Source organism: Paraburkholderia silviterrae (genome assembly GCF_004353915.1).
Classification (GTDB): Bacteria; Pseudomonadota; Gammaproteobacteria; order Burkholderiales; family Burkholderiaceae; genus Paraburkholderia; species Paraburkholderia silviterrae.
In genome coordinates this window covers 108905-125339 of sequence record NZ_SMRP01000009.1, presented here as the reverse complement: position 1 = coordinate 125339, position 16435 = coordinate 108905, and the positions used below count along the sequence as shown (strand labels likewise).

15 protein-coding genes are annotated in these 16435 nt (G+C 62.8%); 7 read left to right on the top strand and 8 right to left on the bottom strand.

Going from position 1 to position 16435, the window contains the following annotated elements; genetic code table 11:
* Window positions 1-13 precede the first annotated feature (13 nt).
* From EYW47_RS19250 to EYW47_RS19230, 5 genes are all read right to left on the bottom strand, one after another.
* Window positions 14-586: a thioredoxin family protein gene (locus EYW47_RS19250; protein WP_133196427.1), complete on the bottom strand. Its 573-nt coding sequence runs from the start codon at window positions 584-586 to the stop codon at window positions 14-16.
* 170 nt (window positions 587-756) lie between these two features.
* Window positions 757-1578: an SDR family oxidoreductase gene (locus EYW47_RS19245; protein ID WP_205710105.1), complete on the bottom strand. Its 822-nt coding sequence runs from the start codon at window positions 1576-1578 to the stop codon at window positions 757-759.
* 65 nt (window positions 1579-1643) lie between these two features.
* A complete protein-coding gene (locus EYW47_RS19240; RefSeq protein WP_133196426.1) occupies window positions 1644-2978 on the bottom strand; it encodes an aminotransferase class I/II-fold pyridoxal phosphate-dependent enzyme in 1335 nt (444 codons plus the stop codon).
* Window positions 2979-3179: 201 nt separating this feature from the next.
* Entirely contained in the window at window positions 3180-4229 is a 1050-nt protein-coding gene (locus EYW47_RS19235; RefSeq protein ID WP_133196425.1) for a GSU2403 family nucleotidyltransferase fold protein, read from the bottom strand.
* Window positions 4230-4431: 202 nt separating this feature from the next.
* Window positions 4432-5379, bottom strand: a complete 948-nt coding sequence (locus EYW47_RS19230) for a cupin domain-containing protein (protein ID WP_133196424.1) — start codon at window positions 5377-5379, stop codon at window positions 4432-4434.
* Window positions 5380-5662: 283 nt separating this feature from the next.
* Here EYW47_RS19230 and EYW47_RS19225 point away from each other — a divergent pair, with 283 nt between their 5' ends.
* Window positions 5663-6598, top strand: a complete 936-nt coding sequence (locus EYW47_RS19225; RefSeq protein ID WP_133196583.1) for a LysR family transcriptional regulator — start codon at window positions 5663-5665, stop codon at window positions 6596-6598.
* 26 nt (window positions 6599-6624) lie between these two features.
* Here the strand turns inward: EYW47_RS19225 and EYW47_RS19220 are convergent, their stop codons facing one another.
* The 3 genes from EYW47_RS19220 to EYW47_RS19210 all read right to left on the bottom strand — a co-directional run bounded on the left by EYW47_RS19220 (window position 6625) and on the right by EYW47_RS19210 (window position 8648).
* The gene (locus EYW47_RS19220) at window positions 6625-7500 is read right to left on the bottom strand and encodes a sigma-70 family RNA polymerase sigma factor (RefSeq protein WP_133196423.1); all 876 of its coding nucleotides are present in this window, start codon (window positions 7498-7500) and stop codon (window positions 6625-6627) included.
* A complete protein-coding gene (locus EYW47_RS19215; RefSeq protein ID WP_133196422.1) occupies window positions 7497-7976 on the bottom strand; it encodes a carboxymuconolactone decarboxylase family protein in 480 nt (159 codons plus the stop codon). The genes EYW47_RS19220 and EYW47_RS19215 overlap by 4 nt, the downstream gene beginning before the upstream one ends.
* A gap of 156 nt (window positions 7977-8132) precedes the next feature.
* Window positions 8133-8648 (bottom strand): GNAT family N-acetyltransferase, encoded by a 516-nt coding sequence (locus EYW47_RS19210; RefSeq protein WP_133196421.1) that lies wholly within the window; start codon window positions 8646-8648, stop codon window positions 8133-8135.
* Between the two features lie 36 nt (window positions 8649-8684).
* Between EYW47_RS19210 and EYW47_RS19205 the strand changes: the two genes are divergently transcribed.
* From EYW47_RS19205 to EYW47_RS19180, 6 genes are all read left to right on the top strand, one after another.
* Complete coding sequence (locus EYW47_RS19205) at window positions 8685-9254, top strand: helix-turn-helix domain-containing protein (RefSeq protein ID WP_133196420.1); 570 nt, start codon at window positions 8685-8687, stop codon at window positions 9252-9254.
* Window positions 9255-9633: 379 nt separating this feature from the next.
* Window positions 9634-10482, top strand: a complete 849-nt coding sequence (locus tag EYW47_RS19200) for a DUF5672 family protein (RefSeq protein WP_133196419.1) — start codon at window positions 9634-9636, stop codon at window positions 10480-10482.
* A 418-nt stretch (window positions 10483-10900) separates the two neighbouring features.
* The gene (locus EYW47_RS19195) at window positions 10901-13030 is read left to right on the top strand and encodes a TonB-dependent receptor (protein WP_133196418.1); all 2130 of its coding nucleotides are present in this window, start codon (window positions 10901-10903) and stop codon (window positions 13028-13030) included.
* Window position 13031: 1 nt separating this feature from the next.
* Entirely contained in the window at window positions 13032-13874 is an 843-nt protein-coding gene (gene modA, locus EYW47_RS19190) for a molybdate ABC transporter substrate-binding protein (RefSeq protein WP_205710104.1), read from the top strand.
* 185 nt (window positions 13875-14059) lie between these two features.
* Window positions 14060-14737, top strand: coding sequence for an alpha/beta hydrolase (locus EYW47_RS19185; RefSeq protein ID WP_133196417.1), 678 nt, complete (start codon window positions 14060-14062; stop codon window positions 14735-14737).
* A 51-nt stretch (window positions 14738-14788) separates the two neighbouring features.
* Entirely contained in the window at window positions 14789-16411 is a 1623-nt protein-coding gene (locus EYW47_RS19180; protein WP_133196416.1) for an ATP-binding protein, read from the top strand.
* Window positions 16412-16435: the final 24 nt, after the last annotated feature.

Below are 16435 nucleotides of genomic sequence, written 5' to 3'. Positions count from 1 at the left end.
CGCCTTCCCAACATCAACCCCGCTTGTCCGCCACGCCTAACAGCGCCCGAATAGTCTGTTCGGTCTCCTCATAGTGCCCCTCGCCAACGCGCCGATAAACCACCTTACCGTTCTTGTCGATGAGATAAATCGCGGGCCAATACTGGTTCCCATAGGCATTCCAGGTCGCATACTGGTTGTCCTGCACGACGGGATATTGAATACCGAACCGCGCGATCGCTTTCTTCAGATTGCCCACGTCGCGCTCGAACGGATATTCGGGCGTATGTACGCCGACCACTACGAGCCCCTTGTCGCGATAACGGGCGTACCAGTCCTTCACATAGGGCAGCGTATGCGCGCAGTTGATGCAATCGAAGGTCCAGAACTCGACGAGCACGACCTTGCCGTGCAACTGCTTCAGATCGAGCGGCGCGCTGTTGAGCCACGCGCCGGTGCCGGAAAAGTCGGGCGCGCTCGCGCCGGTCTGCACGGGCGCAGGCTCGGCGGCGGGATTCGGGTCGGATGCGAAGGCAGCCCAGGCGCCGGTGGCGGCCAGCGCCGCAACCGCGGCAGCGGCGGCCGCAATCTTGAGTCGATCGAACATGACGGAATCTCCGTGGTTGAGTGTTCGACCGTATTGGAGCGCGCGCACGTATCCAGCAGATGTCCCGGGCGCTCGCGTGTGAAACGCAGTGTGTCGCGGTGCATGCCGGGTACACGAAGATACAAATCAGGCAACCGAGACGTACTAAATCGGCAAGTTCCTCATATTCGTCAGGCTTGTTTTCCCCGCTTGTGAAGGCGAGCAATCAAAGGGTCAAGCTGAAAACGGTTGACCAATGGGGCGATCACGCCAGCAAAATAGGCCAACGCACCGAGCTCAAATCCCTGCGTGATCGAAAACTTCTTCTTCGCGATTCCCTTCAAAATGGCATCGGCCACTTCGTCTGCGGTCATGGCTTTTGCCTTGGCTGCAATCCGACTCGTGATTTCAGGTCGGATTCTGATCTCTTCACGCAGCATGGGGGTATCGGTATCGGGCGGATAGACCACCGATACGTTGATGCCTTCGGGGCGCAACTCCGCTCGCAGAACTTCAGCGAGGCCGCGTAGCGCAAATTTTGTCGGCGTGTACGCTGAAAGCCCGTAGACCCCCAGTAGTCCCGCACCGGAGGAGAGCAAAGCGATATGTCCCTGGCCGGCTTGCTGCATCGATGGCAATGCCGCACGCACGAGATAGACACTGCCCAGATAATTGACGTCCATCGTCTGCTTGAATGCAGAAATGGCCAATTCTTCGAAAATATGTGGAATGACAATGCCTGCACTCGCGACAACCAACGCAGGTGCACCAAACGCATTCACGGCGGTATCTACTGCACTTTGTACCGCCTGCGCATCTACCACGTCTACGCTGACGGCTAGAACACGCTGATCCGTGCCGCGTCGCGCCGATTCAATTTCGAGGCGTGCAGTTTCGAGACGCACCGCATCGCGCGCGAGAATCGTAACGTTATACCCGGCAGCGGCTAATTTTTTTGCAAGCGCCAGGCCAATTCCACTGGACCCGCCGGTGATGATGGCATGCTGCGTCAATTTGATCCCTCTCCTTGTGCCAATGTTTGGCGGACATCGCTTCGAGCCGCGACGCAACGCCCTGATCAAGCCGCGGCGTCAGCAATGATTCCGGTTTTCCGGCCAATCCGCTCAAACGCGTCGATCGCAATATCGAGGTCTTCTCGGGTGTGCGTCGACATGACGCTCAGCCGCAGACGCTGACCGTCCTTCTGGACCGCGGGAAATTCGATCGAATTCAGGAAGATGCCCGCAGCGTCGAACTCCCGGCAGATTTCGCGAATATTCAGGTCCACGGGAATTCGAACCGGAATAATCGCGGCCTCGCGGAAGGTTTTGAAACCGAGTGCGCTCAGGCCGGCCTCCAGATAGGCGGCATTTTCCTGCAGTCGGACGATCCGTTCCGGCTCGCGCTCGACGACTTCCATCCCGCCCAGCACGCCCGCCACGGTCGTAATCGGCAAATGGGCCGAGAACATGTATGAGCGCGAGCAGAACCTGAGGTAATCGATCACCTCACGGTCTCCGCTCAGAAAGCCTCCTGTCATGCCAAATGCTTTGCTGAACGAGCCCATGCAGAGATCGATACCGCCCGTCATGCCGAAATGCTCCGACGTGCCGTGGCCGTTTTTGCCCATGACACCCGTACCGTGTGCGTCGTCGACCACCAGCGTCGCGCCGTATTCACGACAAAGCTCGCTGATACGAGGCAAGGGCGCCAGGTCGCCGTCCATCGAATAGACGCCCTCGGTCACCACAAATATCTGGCGGTTGGGCTTCGCTGTCCTTTTCCGGGCGCGAATCAAGAGCCGCTTGAGGTGCTCCGTGTCGTTATGCGCAAAGCGAATGGCCCTGAAGTGGGTCGTCGCTGCTGTGAGCGCAATGCCGTCGTAAAGGCTGGCGTGGTTCAACTCGTCATACAGCAACACGTCGTCGTCCCTAAGCAGGGTCGTAATCCAACCAAGGTTGGCCTGGTAGCCAGAGCCGTACAGTAGCGTATCCTCACTGCCCTTCCAGATTGACAGGCGATGCTCCAGCTCCTTATGGAGCTGAGTCGTTCCGCCCAGCAAGGGCGGCCCGCCCACGCCTGCCCCGAACACTTCCAGCGCCTCGCGGATGCGCCCAAGCACGTGCGGATCCGTGGTCAGCCCGAGATAGTTGTTCGAGCCGAACATGATCATCTCTCGCGTCGCGCCATCTATTCCCCGCACCTGAACACGGTTCGATACCGCTGACACGATCTCCCTGCCGTAGTGCGCGAGCCCCTTGGCGCGCGACTCACGGAAATACTCCGAGAACGGTCTGACACGCCCTTGCAGCGTGGGAGCTTCAGTCCGGAAAAATTCAGATAACGAAAAATTCTCTCCGTTGTTCGTAGACGCGACAGATTCCAGATCTGCGGTCGGCAAATCAGATGACATTACGTGTTCCTTACTAGAAAGCGTGGATGCGGGTCAGTGCCGAATTCTACCCTCCGGCTGCGAGGGCCAGAGTGAGGACAGTTTGGCCGAGCCGTCGCCAGTTGACGTGGCCATGCGAATAGTCGGTATGGCTTAAGCGCTGCCGAGTTGTTCGCGCCGGCGCGAAGGGACTCTGGCGTCCTGCGACAACCCCGCAAGGCGTTAGGCGCCCATGCCCGCTTCGAGTTCATCCATCGCGCCTTCATGCGCCTCGAGCAGACGCCGCACGTCGGGCAGCGCGCGGCGCACCAGCGCGCGGGCCGATGCGGGCAGGTCGGCGCAGGCGTCCTCGATGTCGCCGCTTCGGTGGTCGCCGAGCATCGCGAGGAGCACGCAGGCCTGGTGCACGTCTTTTTGCGACTTGATGAGCATGTTGGTGCGCAAGCGCGAGACCAGCAGCTTGTGAATCGCAAAGCGCGCCGGGTCTGGAACGCGCACGGGAACCGCGCCGTGCCTCGAAATGAGCGTGCCCATCTGCGACTTGCCGAGCAGGAACGCGAGGTAGGGGAGCCCCGTCGCGTGTGCGCCCAATTCGGGCACTGCGATGGTCGGGAACGAATCGTCCTCCGAAGGCACGAGCAGGTCGACATGAAAGCGCGTCGCGCCGGCTTGCTTGAACGAGGTCGATGGCGCGCCGCGCGTCATCGGCGGCACTTCCACGAAGGCAATGCCGGTCTCCTTGAGGATCGCGAGCAGCCCACCCGTGGGCACATGCTGGAGCGCGAGTTGCCGCGCGCGCGCAATATCGACGTCCTCGGTCTCGTAGGCCACGGACTTGATGCCGAGGCTGTTGAGCAACACTGCGTAGGCATGCGAGCCGATCAGCACGGCCCCGGCCTGGAAGAGGCCGTGGTTGTACAGCACCCCCATCGTGGCGCAGGTCTTGTTGTCGGCGATCTGAAAGCCCAGCTTCGCGAGTTCGCGGATGCGGTTCACGAGGTCCTTGCCTTGCAGGATGCGCTCGCGCATCGCCTCCACGCGCGCCTCCACAGCGGGGTCGCCTTGCGGGCCGCCCAGGCTTTCCTCCTGCTTCTTGCCCTCGGGGTTCATGAACTGGCGGGCGTAGTAGACGAGGTCTGCGCGCCTGTGCTCGAGGATCGTCCCCGGCGCGCCGACGAGCACCGTGTCCTGCGCCGCGGCGGCTTGTTCGACGTTCGCAAGCTGGGCGCAAAAAGCCTGGTCGTGACGTTGGTAAAGCGGTGAGCCGAGCATGTCCGGAGTCGTTTTCAGTAGTTTTTTATATTTTACTGAAAAACGGCCGGCAGTGGAAATTTCAGTAATTTTTCGATAATTACTGAAAATCATGCTGCCCCGGCGAAGCTGGCGCGCCCGCCGCCGCAGGCGGGCGGCGCCTTACCTCACCTTACTGCCAGCGGCGCAGCGCGCGGCCGCCAACCGCTCGCCGTGCGCCGCGTTACTTCGCGAAGCGGATGTCGAGCGAGCGCAGCCAGGTTTGCAGGCCCGCGTCCTGGAGCGGGATCACGTAGGCGTTTTCGCCGGACTCGTTGAAGTGCGCGTGCCAGTAGCCGGGCGGCGTGACGAACGCCATGCCCGGCGTCCAGTCCACGCGCACCGGGTCGACGATATTGCCCTTTTCGTCGAGCTCCGTGCCCACCAGCGTGTAGACGCCCGGTTTCGCTTCGGGGATGAAGTCCAGCGCGATGGACTGGTGACGGTGCGGCTTTTGCATCGTCCCGGGGCCGATCACGCCGAACATGGCCCACATCGAATGCGTCACCGTGCGCGTCTGCGGAAAGTTGGCGTTGCCGAGCAGCACGCTGATCCGGTTGCGCTGGCTCGCGCCCGGCGCGTTCGCCACCTTCTCCAGCTCCGCCCTGGCGCGCTGCGCGGGGTAGAGCGTGGGGCTGAAACGCGCGCGCGAAACCGTGGTGCCGAGATAGCTGAGCAGGGGCGCATCGCTCACGTAGTAGAGGCGGGCGGTCGTCTGCGCCGAGATCACGGCTTCGGTGCCGCCAGGCAGCGAGAAAAAATCGCCCGCGCCGAACAGGAAGGCCGCGTCGCCCTGCGACACGGCACCCGCGCCTTCGAGCACGTAGAACACCTGCGAGGTGGCGTTCGGGTTCACTGAAATCTGCTCGCCCGCCACGATGCGGATGAAGTTCGCGAGCAGCGCGGGCCCCGTGGCCGGGTAGTCGCAGCCCAGTTCGGCGGAGAGGTCCAGCGGCACGATGCGCGTCGGGCCGTCGTCGTACATTGCGGACAGGAACGACCGGTAGGGCACGCGTGAAATCAGCCTCGCGCCGATCGGATTGGCCGACGACGTGTATTCGTAGTATTCGGCCTCGCGTGTCGCGAAATCGTCGTTCAGCTCGAGCGTCGAGGGATTGGTCCGGGTTTGCATCTTCTGACTCCTTTGAAGGTGGGGCTCGTCGAGCGGGGGCTTCGCTGCTTGAATCGATCGTGGGCGGATCGTGGGGCGCAGCGGCATGAGCAGGACTATAGAAGCGGGCTGCGGCGCGCAGAACGGCGCTTCGGCGGAATCAGTTTTGCGTGGCGCGGATAGCTGCCATCGAGGGTCGTGGACCGGGCCGCCCCGGGTAGAATGCGCAACGACGGCGCCCGGCCATTCCATCGCCGGGCCGAAAGAACATGGCGGGACGAGGGCGGAGGCGCGCAAGGTGGTGATCGATTATTTTTTGGCGATTCGGGCATTTCTTCAGGCCGCGGAGCTGGGCAGCTTCAGCAAGGCGGCCGAGCGGATCGAGGTCAAGACGTCGACGGTCTCGCGCTACATCTCCGAGCTCGAAGCCGACCTTGGGATCGCGCTGTTCAATCGTTCGACGCGCGGCCTGACGCTGACCGAGGGCGGGCGCGTCTTTCGCGAGCGTGCCTTGCGGGTGATGCAAAGCCTCGACGAGGCACGCGAGGCCGCTTCGTCGCTCAATAGCGCGCCGCAGGGCGTGCTGCGCGTGACCATGCCGACCTCGTTCGGGCGCCGGCACGTGATCCGCCATCTGCCCGAGTTCATGGCGCGCTACCCCAAGATCAACGTCGATGCGATTTTGACGGACGAGGTCGTGAACCTCATCGATGCCGGCATCGACGTGGCCGTGCGCATCGGCGTGTTGCCCGACTCGCAGCTGATGGCACGGCAGCTCGCCACGCACCGGCGCATCGTCTGCGCGAGCCCGGCTTACCTCGCGCGTCGCGGGCATCCCGCCACGCCCGCGGAACTCGCGTCGCACGAGGCCATCCGCTTTCCGCTGACCACCGAGGACAAGTGGGTCATCGTGAGCCCGTCGGGCCGCGGCAGCACGGGCGAAGTCACCGTCAAGCTCGGCGGGCGCCTGCGCGTGGACGACACCGAGGCCGTGCTCTCGCTCGCTCTCGCCGGCATGGGCGTCGCGCTGCTGCCCGAATGGGCCGCGGGCGGCGCGCTGCGCGAAGGCAAGCTCGTGCAGTTGCTGCCCGGCTGGGAGGCGCGCACCTCCACCGCGACGCCGGGCGTGTGGGGCGTCTATCCGCCCAAGAAAACCGTCTCGTCGAAGGTGCGCGCGTTCCTCGACTTCTTTGCGGGACTCTACGCGCGCGAAGGCTATTGGCAGGAGCCGTCGGCCTAGTGCAAGTTAGCGCCAGTGAGCGCAAGTTAGTGCAAATGCCGCAGCTTGTCCGGGTTGCGCACGACATAAATGGCCGCGATCTTGCCGTTCTCGATGTCGAGCGCGGTCGTCTGCAGCTCGCCGTCGGCCTCGAGCGTCACGAAGCCGGGCAGCCCGTTGATATAGCCCGCGCGCACGAGCGTGGAGCCGTTCTTGCGGAACAGCTCCGCCAGATACGCGTGCACCTTCATCACCGTCTCGAAGCCGAACAGCGGCTTGCCCACGGCGGCCCGCTTGCCGCCGCCGTCCGCATGCAGGCTCACATCGGCAGCCAGCATCGCGCCCAGGGCGCTCATGTCGCCGCTGCGCGACGCCGCGAAGAACGCCTTCGCCAGTTCCACGCCGCGCTCTTTCTCCACGCGAAAACGCGGGCGCGATTCGCGCACATGGCTGCGAGCCCGCGCCGCGAGCTGGCGACACGCGGCCGGCTCGCGCTGAATCGTCGCCGCGACCTCGTCGAAGTCGAGGCCGAACACGTCGTGCAGCAGGAACGCCGCGCGCTCCAGCGGCGAGAGCCGCTCAAGCGCGAGCATCAGCGGCAGCGTGACGTCCTCCTGCTCGTCCTCTTCGACGACCGGGTCGGGCAGCCACGGGCCGACATAGGTTTCGCGCTGATGCCGTGCGGACTTGAGCTGGTCGAGGCACATGCGCATCACCATGCGGCGCAGGAAGGCCTCGGGCACGCGGACCTCGGCGCGATCGGCATGCATCCAGCGGATGAACGCGTCCTGCACGATGTCCTCGGCATCCGCAACCGAGCCAAGCATGCGGTACGCCACGCGGATCAGCTTGCGCCGCAGCGGGTCGAAGCTCTCCGCGGCGTCCGGGGCATCGCCAGCGTTACCCGGTGCAGCGTCCGTCATGCGGCGCCAGCCGACTTCGCCATGGCCTTCGCCATCGCCGGATCGACCCACAGGCCAAAGCCAACCGCGAGACGGTTCCAGCCGTTGATCACGTTGATCATCAGCGTGAGCTTCACCTGCTCCTCCTGCGTAAAGTGGTCGTTGAGCGCGGCGCGCGCGCGCTCGATCGCATCGTGTCCTTCGGCGATTCGCGTGAGCGCCTCGGTCCAGGCCAGCGCCGCGCGTTCGCGCTCGCTGTAGCAGGGCGCCTCGCGCCAGGCGGAAAGCAGGTAGAGGCGCTGCTCGGTCTCGCCGGCCTCGCGCGCATGGGTCGTGTGCATGTTAATACAGTTGCCACATGCGTTGATTTGCGAGGCGCGCACCTCCACGAGCGCGACGAGGCTCGCGTCGAGGCTGCCGGCCACGGCAAGCGAGGTGCCCATCCAGGACTTCATTTGAGCGGGGGCGGCGGCGAACGGGTCGAGCTTTGCAGTCATGGTTCCATCTCCTTTCGTGTGGGTTCCACTGACATGACGAGCTAGCACGCCCCGCGTGTGACATCGATGCGAAAAATTTTTTCGGTGTGCGGGTTCCGGGGCCGGGAAAGCCGTTCAGGCCGACTCAACAGATCGCATCACACCGCGCATCAGGCATCAGGCATCGGGCGCGGGGCGAGCATCGAGCTTGAGCTGCATGAAGGCGAGGTCGAGCCACGCACCGAACTTCATGCCCACTTCCTTCAGGTGCCCCACGTGTTCGAACCCGAGCTTTTCGTGCAACCCGATGGAGCCGGCATTGTTCGCTTCGATGCCCGCCACCATCACGTGCTTGCCGATCGCGCGCGCCCGGCCGATCAGGGCCTGCATGAGGGCCACGCCAATGCCTCGGCCTCGCTGGTCGTCGCGGACGTAGACCGAATGCTCGACCGTATGCCGATAGCCATCGAAGGCGCGCCAGTCGCCGAACGAGGCATAGCCGAGCACGGGCCCGTCGCCGTCGACTGCGACCAGTACCGGGTAGCCGGCCTTCTGCCGGTCGGCGAGCCATGCCGTGCGGTTGGCCTGGTCGACCGTCAAATCGTTCCATATCGCGGTCGTGTGCAACACGGCGTCGTTATAGATTGCCGTGATACCGTCGATGTCCGCTGGACCCGCATCGCGGATTTCCATGGCAGCTCCTTCGTCTAATCCACTATAATGGATCGAGTGTACACGATATTAGACAGCATAGATCAACGGATCGGTGCCCGCATTCGAGGCGAGCGCGAGGGCCGCGGCTGGTCGCTCACCGACCTCGCCGGCAATTCCGGCGTCTCGCGGGCCATGATCCACAAGATCGAGCGCGGGGAGAGCAGCCCGACGGCGTCGCTGCTGGCGAAGCTGGCAGGGGCGTTCGGCATGAGCATGTCGGCGCTGCTCGCGCTCGCGGAACTCGAAGAGGGGCGCCTGCTGCGCGCGGCCGACCAGCCGCTGTGGGTCGATCCGCAGAGCGGGTATGTGCGGCGCCACGTATCGCCGAAGTCGGCGGCACCGCTGAACCTCGTGGAGATCGACCTGCCGCCGGCCGCGGAAATCCCGATGCCGGCGTCGGCCTATTTGCAGACCCGGCAGTTGATCTGGGTGCTGGCCGGCGATCTGGTGTTCATCGAAGGCGGAGAGCGCCACGAACTGGGCGCGGGCGATTGCCTCGAACTCGGGCCGCCGAGCGACTGCGTCTTCAAGAACGAAAGTAAGCGCATGTGCAGGTATGCGGTGGTCGTGTTTCAGAAAGCGTGATTCCCGCGCGCAGCCGTTCGTCATGCGGTCGTTTTGCCAGGACGGCGCTCGCGATAGCAAAAGCTTCACGTGCGAGCCATCGCAGATGGAAATCGTGCCGCCCATGGCTCAGGTGCAAACTCAACATTCCTTTCGCACTCCGTATCCACCGTAAGGGCGCGGGAAGGTTCATCGCCTTGTCTTGATGCGAATCAAGGTCTTACTGGCTGGCGCTGATTGTCCCCGCCGCATGGGACGCCGTACTCTGCAACTCCAATCAGGCGGCAGATGTGCCTCCCCGGACGCGGAACCACCGCCTGACATGCGTGCATGGACCAGGGTGCATCCCTAAAGTGCACTTTTCTTGATCCGCAAAAAACAGAAGCCCAACGAACCATCAATGAATAGCCACCAGCGTCTTGATCTGCGCGACGTCACCCTGTGCGCAGTCGATACAGTCAACCCGCATCATGCGGCACGCGCCCTCGATCTCTCCATGGAGCAGTGTGCGTTTGGTGACGCCATACTGTTGACCCACGAAACAGTGCCTTGCCGCGCGCGGATCGTACCCATTGAACGTATTCGCTCGCTCGAGGCCTACTCTTCGTTCATGCTACGGGAACTTGCGAGCCATATAAGCACGCCTTGGGTACTCGTTGTCCAGTGGGATGGCTATGTTGTCAATTCAAGCAGTTGGTCCGACTCATTCCGCGAGTACGACTATATCGGTGCGCGCTGGCCCGGAGCGGAAGCCAACCGGTGTGTGGGAAATGGGGGATTCTCGCTGCGCTCTGCGCGACTCTTGCAGGCACTTGCGAACAAGCAGTTTGATGTCCCCCCGGACGGTATCGAAGACGTTCTGATTTGCGACACCTGGCGAACTGCGCTTGAAACCGATCATGGTATTCGCTTTGCACCCGGTGACGTTGCCGACCGCTTCTCATACGAGTACGGAAAGCCCTCTGGAGCAACGTTTGGCTTTCATGCCATGATCAATATGTGGCGTCACGTTGATGACGTCGCGCTGGTCAACATCATTCGCAGTCTTGACATTCATACCCTGGCATCCCGGTCCAACATGTACTGCCTGAAAGTTTACTGGGACAACCAGAAATGGACGTGTGTCCAGGCCCTGTATGAACGCTATCGGCAGCATGGGAGCGGGCAGGATATCGCAGCCGGCCTCATGCGCAGCGGCATGGATGAAGAGTCAGCCAGCCGATACGTTGCCATGTGCGAAAGCCTATAAAACCTTCACCGTGGATGCGTCGCTTCGGGGGGACTCGCAAGCGCATCCACCGATGCACCAGCCTGGTCGGGCCGTGCAGGAGGGCGCGCCGAAGGTGTTCATCGCACCCGCCCACAGCCTTCGCAGGCGGTTCAGCCTTCGCAGCCGGCACACTTATCATGGAGCATCTCGCGGGATGAATGTCTCGGGGGAAACGGGCATGAGTGCAGTCGCTTTCGATTTCAGGCTTTTATTCCGCGGCCCGGTTTCCCGGGCGTCGTCGTTCGCCGGCACGACCACTATCGCACGCTTGATATAAGCAGTATTCACGTATCCGCGACGCATCGCTGCAACAAGGCCACGTAGCGTCCTTGTTGCGACTCGCCCATCACGTTATATTCCAGAGGATATATCGAAATACCCCGCAACGAAAATCCCAATGACATCGCGTTCCCGCTACACATTACCCACTCTCGCACTCGTTTCCACAGGTATCGGCACCGCCCTCCCGGCTCACGCGCAGGACAACGAAGCCCAGCTTGCCCCGATTGTCATCACGGGCGTTATGCCCGTGACCTGGCCGTCGTATCAGGTCAAGCAGACCGTGGTCGGTCCGCTCGGCGAAAAGAAGCTGCTCGATACGCCTTATTCGATCGACGTCATTCCGCAGTCACTGGCCCAGAATCAGCAACTGCGCAGCGTGCAGGAGGCGTTCACCTATATTCCTTCGGTGCAGGGCTGGAATATCCGGCCCCAGACGCGCGGCATGCAAGCGGGCGTCGTTCAGAACACGCGCATTGACGGCATGAACATCGCCGCGACGACCGATTATCCGATCGAGCAGTTCGACCGCATCGAGGTGCTCAACGGACTCGCCGGCGCCCTTTACGGGCCGGCGAGTCCGGCCGGCACGTTCAACTACGTGCTCAAGCGTCCGACCGATGAGCCACTGCGTGAATTCACGCTAGGCTACGAGTCCAACGATCTGTGGACCGAGCATATCGACCTGGGCGGCCACTTCGGCAACGACGACCGCTTCGGCTACCGGCTCAATCTGCTCAACCAGGATGGCGAGGGCTATGTCTCGGACAGCCGTCTGCGCAGACGCCTCGCGAGCCTCGCCTTCGATATCCGCTTTACGCCGGACACCCGGCTCGAAACGAATCTCAGCACGTACCACTACCTGGACACGGGCTTCCCCGGGACCTTCGCGCTGGCGAAGAACGTGCTGCTTCCCGCCGCGCCGAACCCGGCAACGGTCGGGCTCGGCCAGTCATGGGCCGGTGATAACAACGTCACGAACATGATGGGCGCGACGCTGAAGCACGACTTCAATAGTGACTGGCACCTGAGCGCCGGCGTGCTGCGCGAAACGAACGACCGCGCCTCGACCGTCCCGACCCTCACGCTCACCAATAACAAAGGCGCGTACAAGGAAACCACCGCGACGACGACCTACAGTCTCGACCAGATCATCAGCAACACGATCGCGCTGAACGGACACGTCGCGCTCGCCGGCACGACGCACGACGTGTTCGTCTCGACTACCGGTTTTTACTGGAACCGCTATACGCCATACCAGACCGGCGCGATCACGCTCGGCACCGGCAACCTCAGCAATCCGGCGATCTTTGCCGAGCCGCCGCTGCCGGATTTTTCGGACCGCTATCGATCGGTCGGCACGTTCCAGCAAGCGATCAGCGTGGGCGACACGATCAGCTTCAACGAGCACTGGTCGACACTGCTGGCCGCGAGCCAGAGCTGGATCCACGCCGAGAACTACAACGCGGCGGGCGCGGTGAAGAGCAAGTACAGCGCCGATGGCTTCAGCCCGACGGCGAGCCTGATGTACAAGCCGCTCGCGAACATGACCGCCTATGTCACCTACGCGGACAGTCTGCAGCAGGGCGACATCGCACCCTCGGGCACCGTCAACGCGGGCGACGAACTTGCCCCGTACCGCAGCAAGCAGTGGGAGCTCGGCTACAAGGTCGATCTCGGCAGCGCCACGCTGGGTGCCGCGCTCTACCGGATCGAGCGGCCCTATGCCATGGTGAGCGCGGACAACGTCTATGCGGAGCAGGGCGAGCAGGTGAACCGCGGGATCGAGCTGAGCGCGACGGGTGCCGTCACGCGCGATATCAACATCTACGCAGGGCTTTCGCTGCTGGATCCGCGCCTGCACAACACCGGCGTGGCCGCTACCGAGGGCACGCAGATTCTCGGCCTGTCGCGCGTGGTGTTCGACGCGCTGGTCGATTACTCGGTGCCGACCGTGGCCGGCCTCGGCTTCAACGTCGACTTGAACTACGCGAGCCGACGCGCCGCCAACTATTCGAATAGCGATTACGCCGACGGCTACACGGTCGTCAACCTCGGCGCGCGCTACCTGACAAAAATCGCCGGCAAAGCCGTGGCGCTGCGAGTGGGGGTCGACAACGTCGCCAACCGCCACTACTGGGCCAACATCACACCCGCCGGCCAGAACGGCTACACCGGCACCGATAGCGGTACCGCCACACTCGCCGCGCCGCGCACGGTTCGTGCATCCATCCAGGTCGATCTCTGAAATGAAAAAAACGTCTTCCTTCCTGCTCCGGGCGCTGCTGTCTTCCGCCACCGGCATGAGCGCCTGTCTCGCGGTGGCCCAGCAGGCCCCCACCGCGCCAACCGTCACGGTCTACGCGGCCGGCAGCATGAGCGGCGCGCTCGGCGCCATTACGCGCCAGTACACGAGCGAGACCGGCCAGCCGGTACAACTCGTGACCGGACCAGCCGGCACCTTGCTCGACAGGATCGAGCACTCGGCCAGGGCGGATCTTTTCGTTTCCGCGAACATGGCTCATCCGCAACGGCTTGCGTCGGAAGGCAAGGGGGCGCCCGTCGTCGTATTCGCGCGAAACCGGCTGTGTGTAGAGGCGCGACCCGACGTCGGCCTGACCAGCGCCAACCTGCTCGACAAGCTGCTCGATCCGGCCGTCAATATCGGCACCTCGACGCCGAAGGCGGACCCCGGCGGCGACTACGCGTGGGCACTGTTTGAAAAGGCCGGCACCGTGCGCCCGGGCGCCACGCACACGCTGGAAGCGAAGGCGCGGCAACTGGTGGGCGGCGCCGTCGCGCCGCCCGTGCCGGCCGGCCAGAGTCCGGTGAAATACTTTCTCGCGACCCACTACGTCGACGTTTTCATCGGCTACTGCAGTTCCCACGAACCGACACCCGACACGACGCTCACGCAGGTTGAGTTGCCGCCCGATCTGGCTTTTCCCGTCGATTACGGGATGACCGTGATCGAGTCGCCGCAGAACGCCGCGACGCGCGATGCCGCATACCGGCTGGCGATGTACCTGATGAGTCCGGCGGCACAGGACGTGCTCCCGCGCTACGGCTTCACGCCGGTTGCGCGTCAGTAGGCGCGAACTACCGCGCTTTTCGCCCGCAAGGCTTCGACCCATAACGTCGCCGCCGGCTTTAGCAGCCGGCCGGCGCGTGATTCTACCGATGCTCTGCGAATTACAGCCCCCGCTTCTTTCTTGCGCACAAATCGCTGATATACAATATACTAGCCTAACTGTTACGACCTACGAGCAGGTCCGTCATGTTCGATCCCTCGCTATTCGGCCGCCTGTCCTTTACCTGCGCGGAGCCGACCAAAGGCCGCTTGCCGCCGGGCCGCCACCCTCTGGGCCTCGCCGACGAGCGCGACGCGGTGTTGTTCGTCCCGCCGGGTCTTGAAGACGGGGCGCCCGTGCCGCTCTTCGTGATGTTCCATGGCGCCGGGGGCTTTCCGGAAAAAGTGCTGCCGTTCATCGAAGAGCATGCGCGAGAGCACCACTTCCTGGTGTTGGCACCGCATTCGACTTATCCGACCTGGGATATCGTGATCGGCGGCAACGGCCCCGATCTCGAGCGCTTGCATCGTGCGCTCACCGAAATCGCATCGCGCTACCGCATCGATCCCGGGCGCCTCGCGTTCGCGGGGTTTTCGGATGGCGCGAGCTATGCGCTTTCGATCGGCGTGACCAATGGCGATATCGTGAGCCACGTGATCGCGTTTTCAGGCGGCTTCATGTCGGTCTTCATGCAGGAGGGCGCACCGAAAGTATTCATCGCACACGGTCTCGCCGACGAGCAATTGCCGATCGACACGAGCGGCCGCGCCAACGCCGCAAGACTGCGATCGGCTGGCTACGATGTTCAGTACATCGAATTCAATGGCTTGCATCGGATTCATCCCCCCATCGTCAGCATGGCCATCGAATTCTTCATGAAGTGACGCACGAGCCCGCCGCCGCAACGGCGGTGGCAATGACCGGGAGTCTTGCCCATGGATTTTGAAATACCCGAATCGCTGATCCATCCTCTGCTCGGGATGATCGAGACCGAATCGCCACTCGCTACGCGGCTCAAGGAGCACGGCGTGTGCCACGGCAACATGATCGTATCGAGCAAGCTATTCGACGCGCGATCGCTCAATACGCTTTACTCGCTGAGCAAGACACAGAACGAGCGCATGCTGATGTTTCAGATGCTGGCGCTCGACAACATCTACAACGCCCCGCAGGCACGCGTCATTCCGGCGTTGGACCAACTGGTGCCGGGGCTTGTCGCCTGGCTGTCGCGCGACTTGATCGACGGCTGGCTCTACCAGCGGCACAAGGACGGGACCTTGCTGCCGTGGCTCGTGCACCGGATTCGCCATGTCGAGCCGGAGCAGGGCACGCCCTACGTTGTGGTCGACATGCTGGCCAATACGATGCAGTCGGCCAACTCTGATCTGACCGACTATCACAAGCGCCGATCCGGCATGACGACCTCGCTCGTGATCAATCGCCACGACATTGTCAACCGCACGATTCCCGAGCTGCTGGCCGAGTTTGGTTTCTACAAGGAGTGCGCGGAATTCAAGCGCGAATACGAACACCACGCGCAGCTTTTCCTGAAGTTCCAGCGCCGCTTTGGCGCGCAGTTCGTGGTGACGAAGGCGGCGTTCACGGTGGGCGAAAAGGGCGCGGTGGAGTTCACGCGCATCGTCGACGGCGTGAGCGCGAAGTGCGTGAACGATGAAGAACGACTCGAACGCCGCTTCGAAATGACGTGCGACCCCGAATTCTGGCGCAGCGCCGGCATTGCGGCGGGCTTCGAGCGGATCCCGCTGCACGGCTATGTGCACCTGTTTCATCTGGAGTGGCACCGCAATATCTGGGTGCACGTGCAGCACGTGGAGGAATATCGCTACCAGCCCGAGTTGCGCGAGAAGCTGGTGTTGCCGGCCCATCATCACGATCTTGTCGATATCCTCACTTCGAACATGAACGTGTTCGTGCAGGACGTCGTGCCGGGCAAGTCGGGCGGCACGACGATTCTCTGCCAGGGCGCACCGGGCCTCGGCAAGACGCTGACCGCCGAGGTCTATGCGGAAGTGGTTGGCAAGCCGCTGTATCGCGTGCACTCGGGGCAGCTAGGGACCACGGCGGCCTCGGTGGGCGCAGCGCTTTCGAGCATCTTGCGGCGCGCGATGCGCTGGGATGCGGTCTTGTTGCTCGATGAAGCCGACGTCTATATTCGACGCCGCGACAACGATCTCGAGCACAACGCGATTGTCGCGGAGTTCCTGCGCACGCTCGAGTATTTTCATGGGCTGCTGTTCATGACCACCAATCGCATCGACGATGTCGATGATGCGATTCTCTCGCGATGTATCGCGACGATTCGGTACGATACGCCGGCTAAAGCCGATGCGATGCGGATCTGGAAAGTGCTTTCCGAGCAGTTCGGTGTCGATCTTGGGGAGGAGCTTGTTTTGGTGCTGACGCGGGCGTATCCGAATGCTAGCGGGCGCGATATTAAGGAGTTGCTCAAGCTTGTTATGCGTTATTGTAAGGCGAAGCAGATTGCTGTTTCAGAAGAGACCTTCCGGTTGTGTGCTAGCTTTCGGGGAAATGTGTGAGGTTTTCGTTATATTGGATTGCTA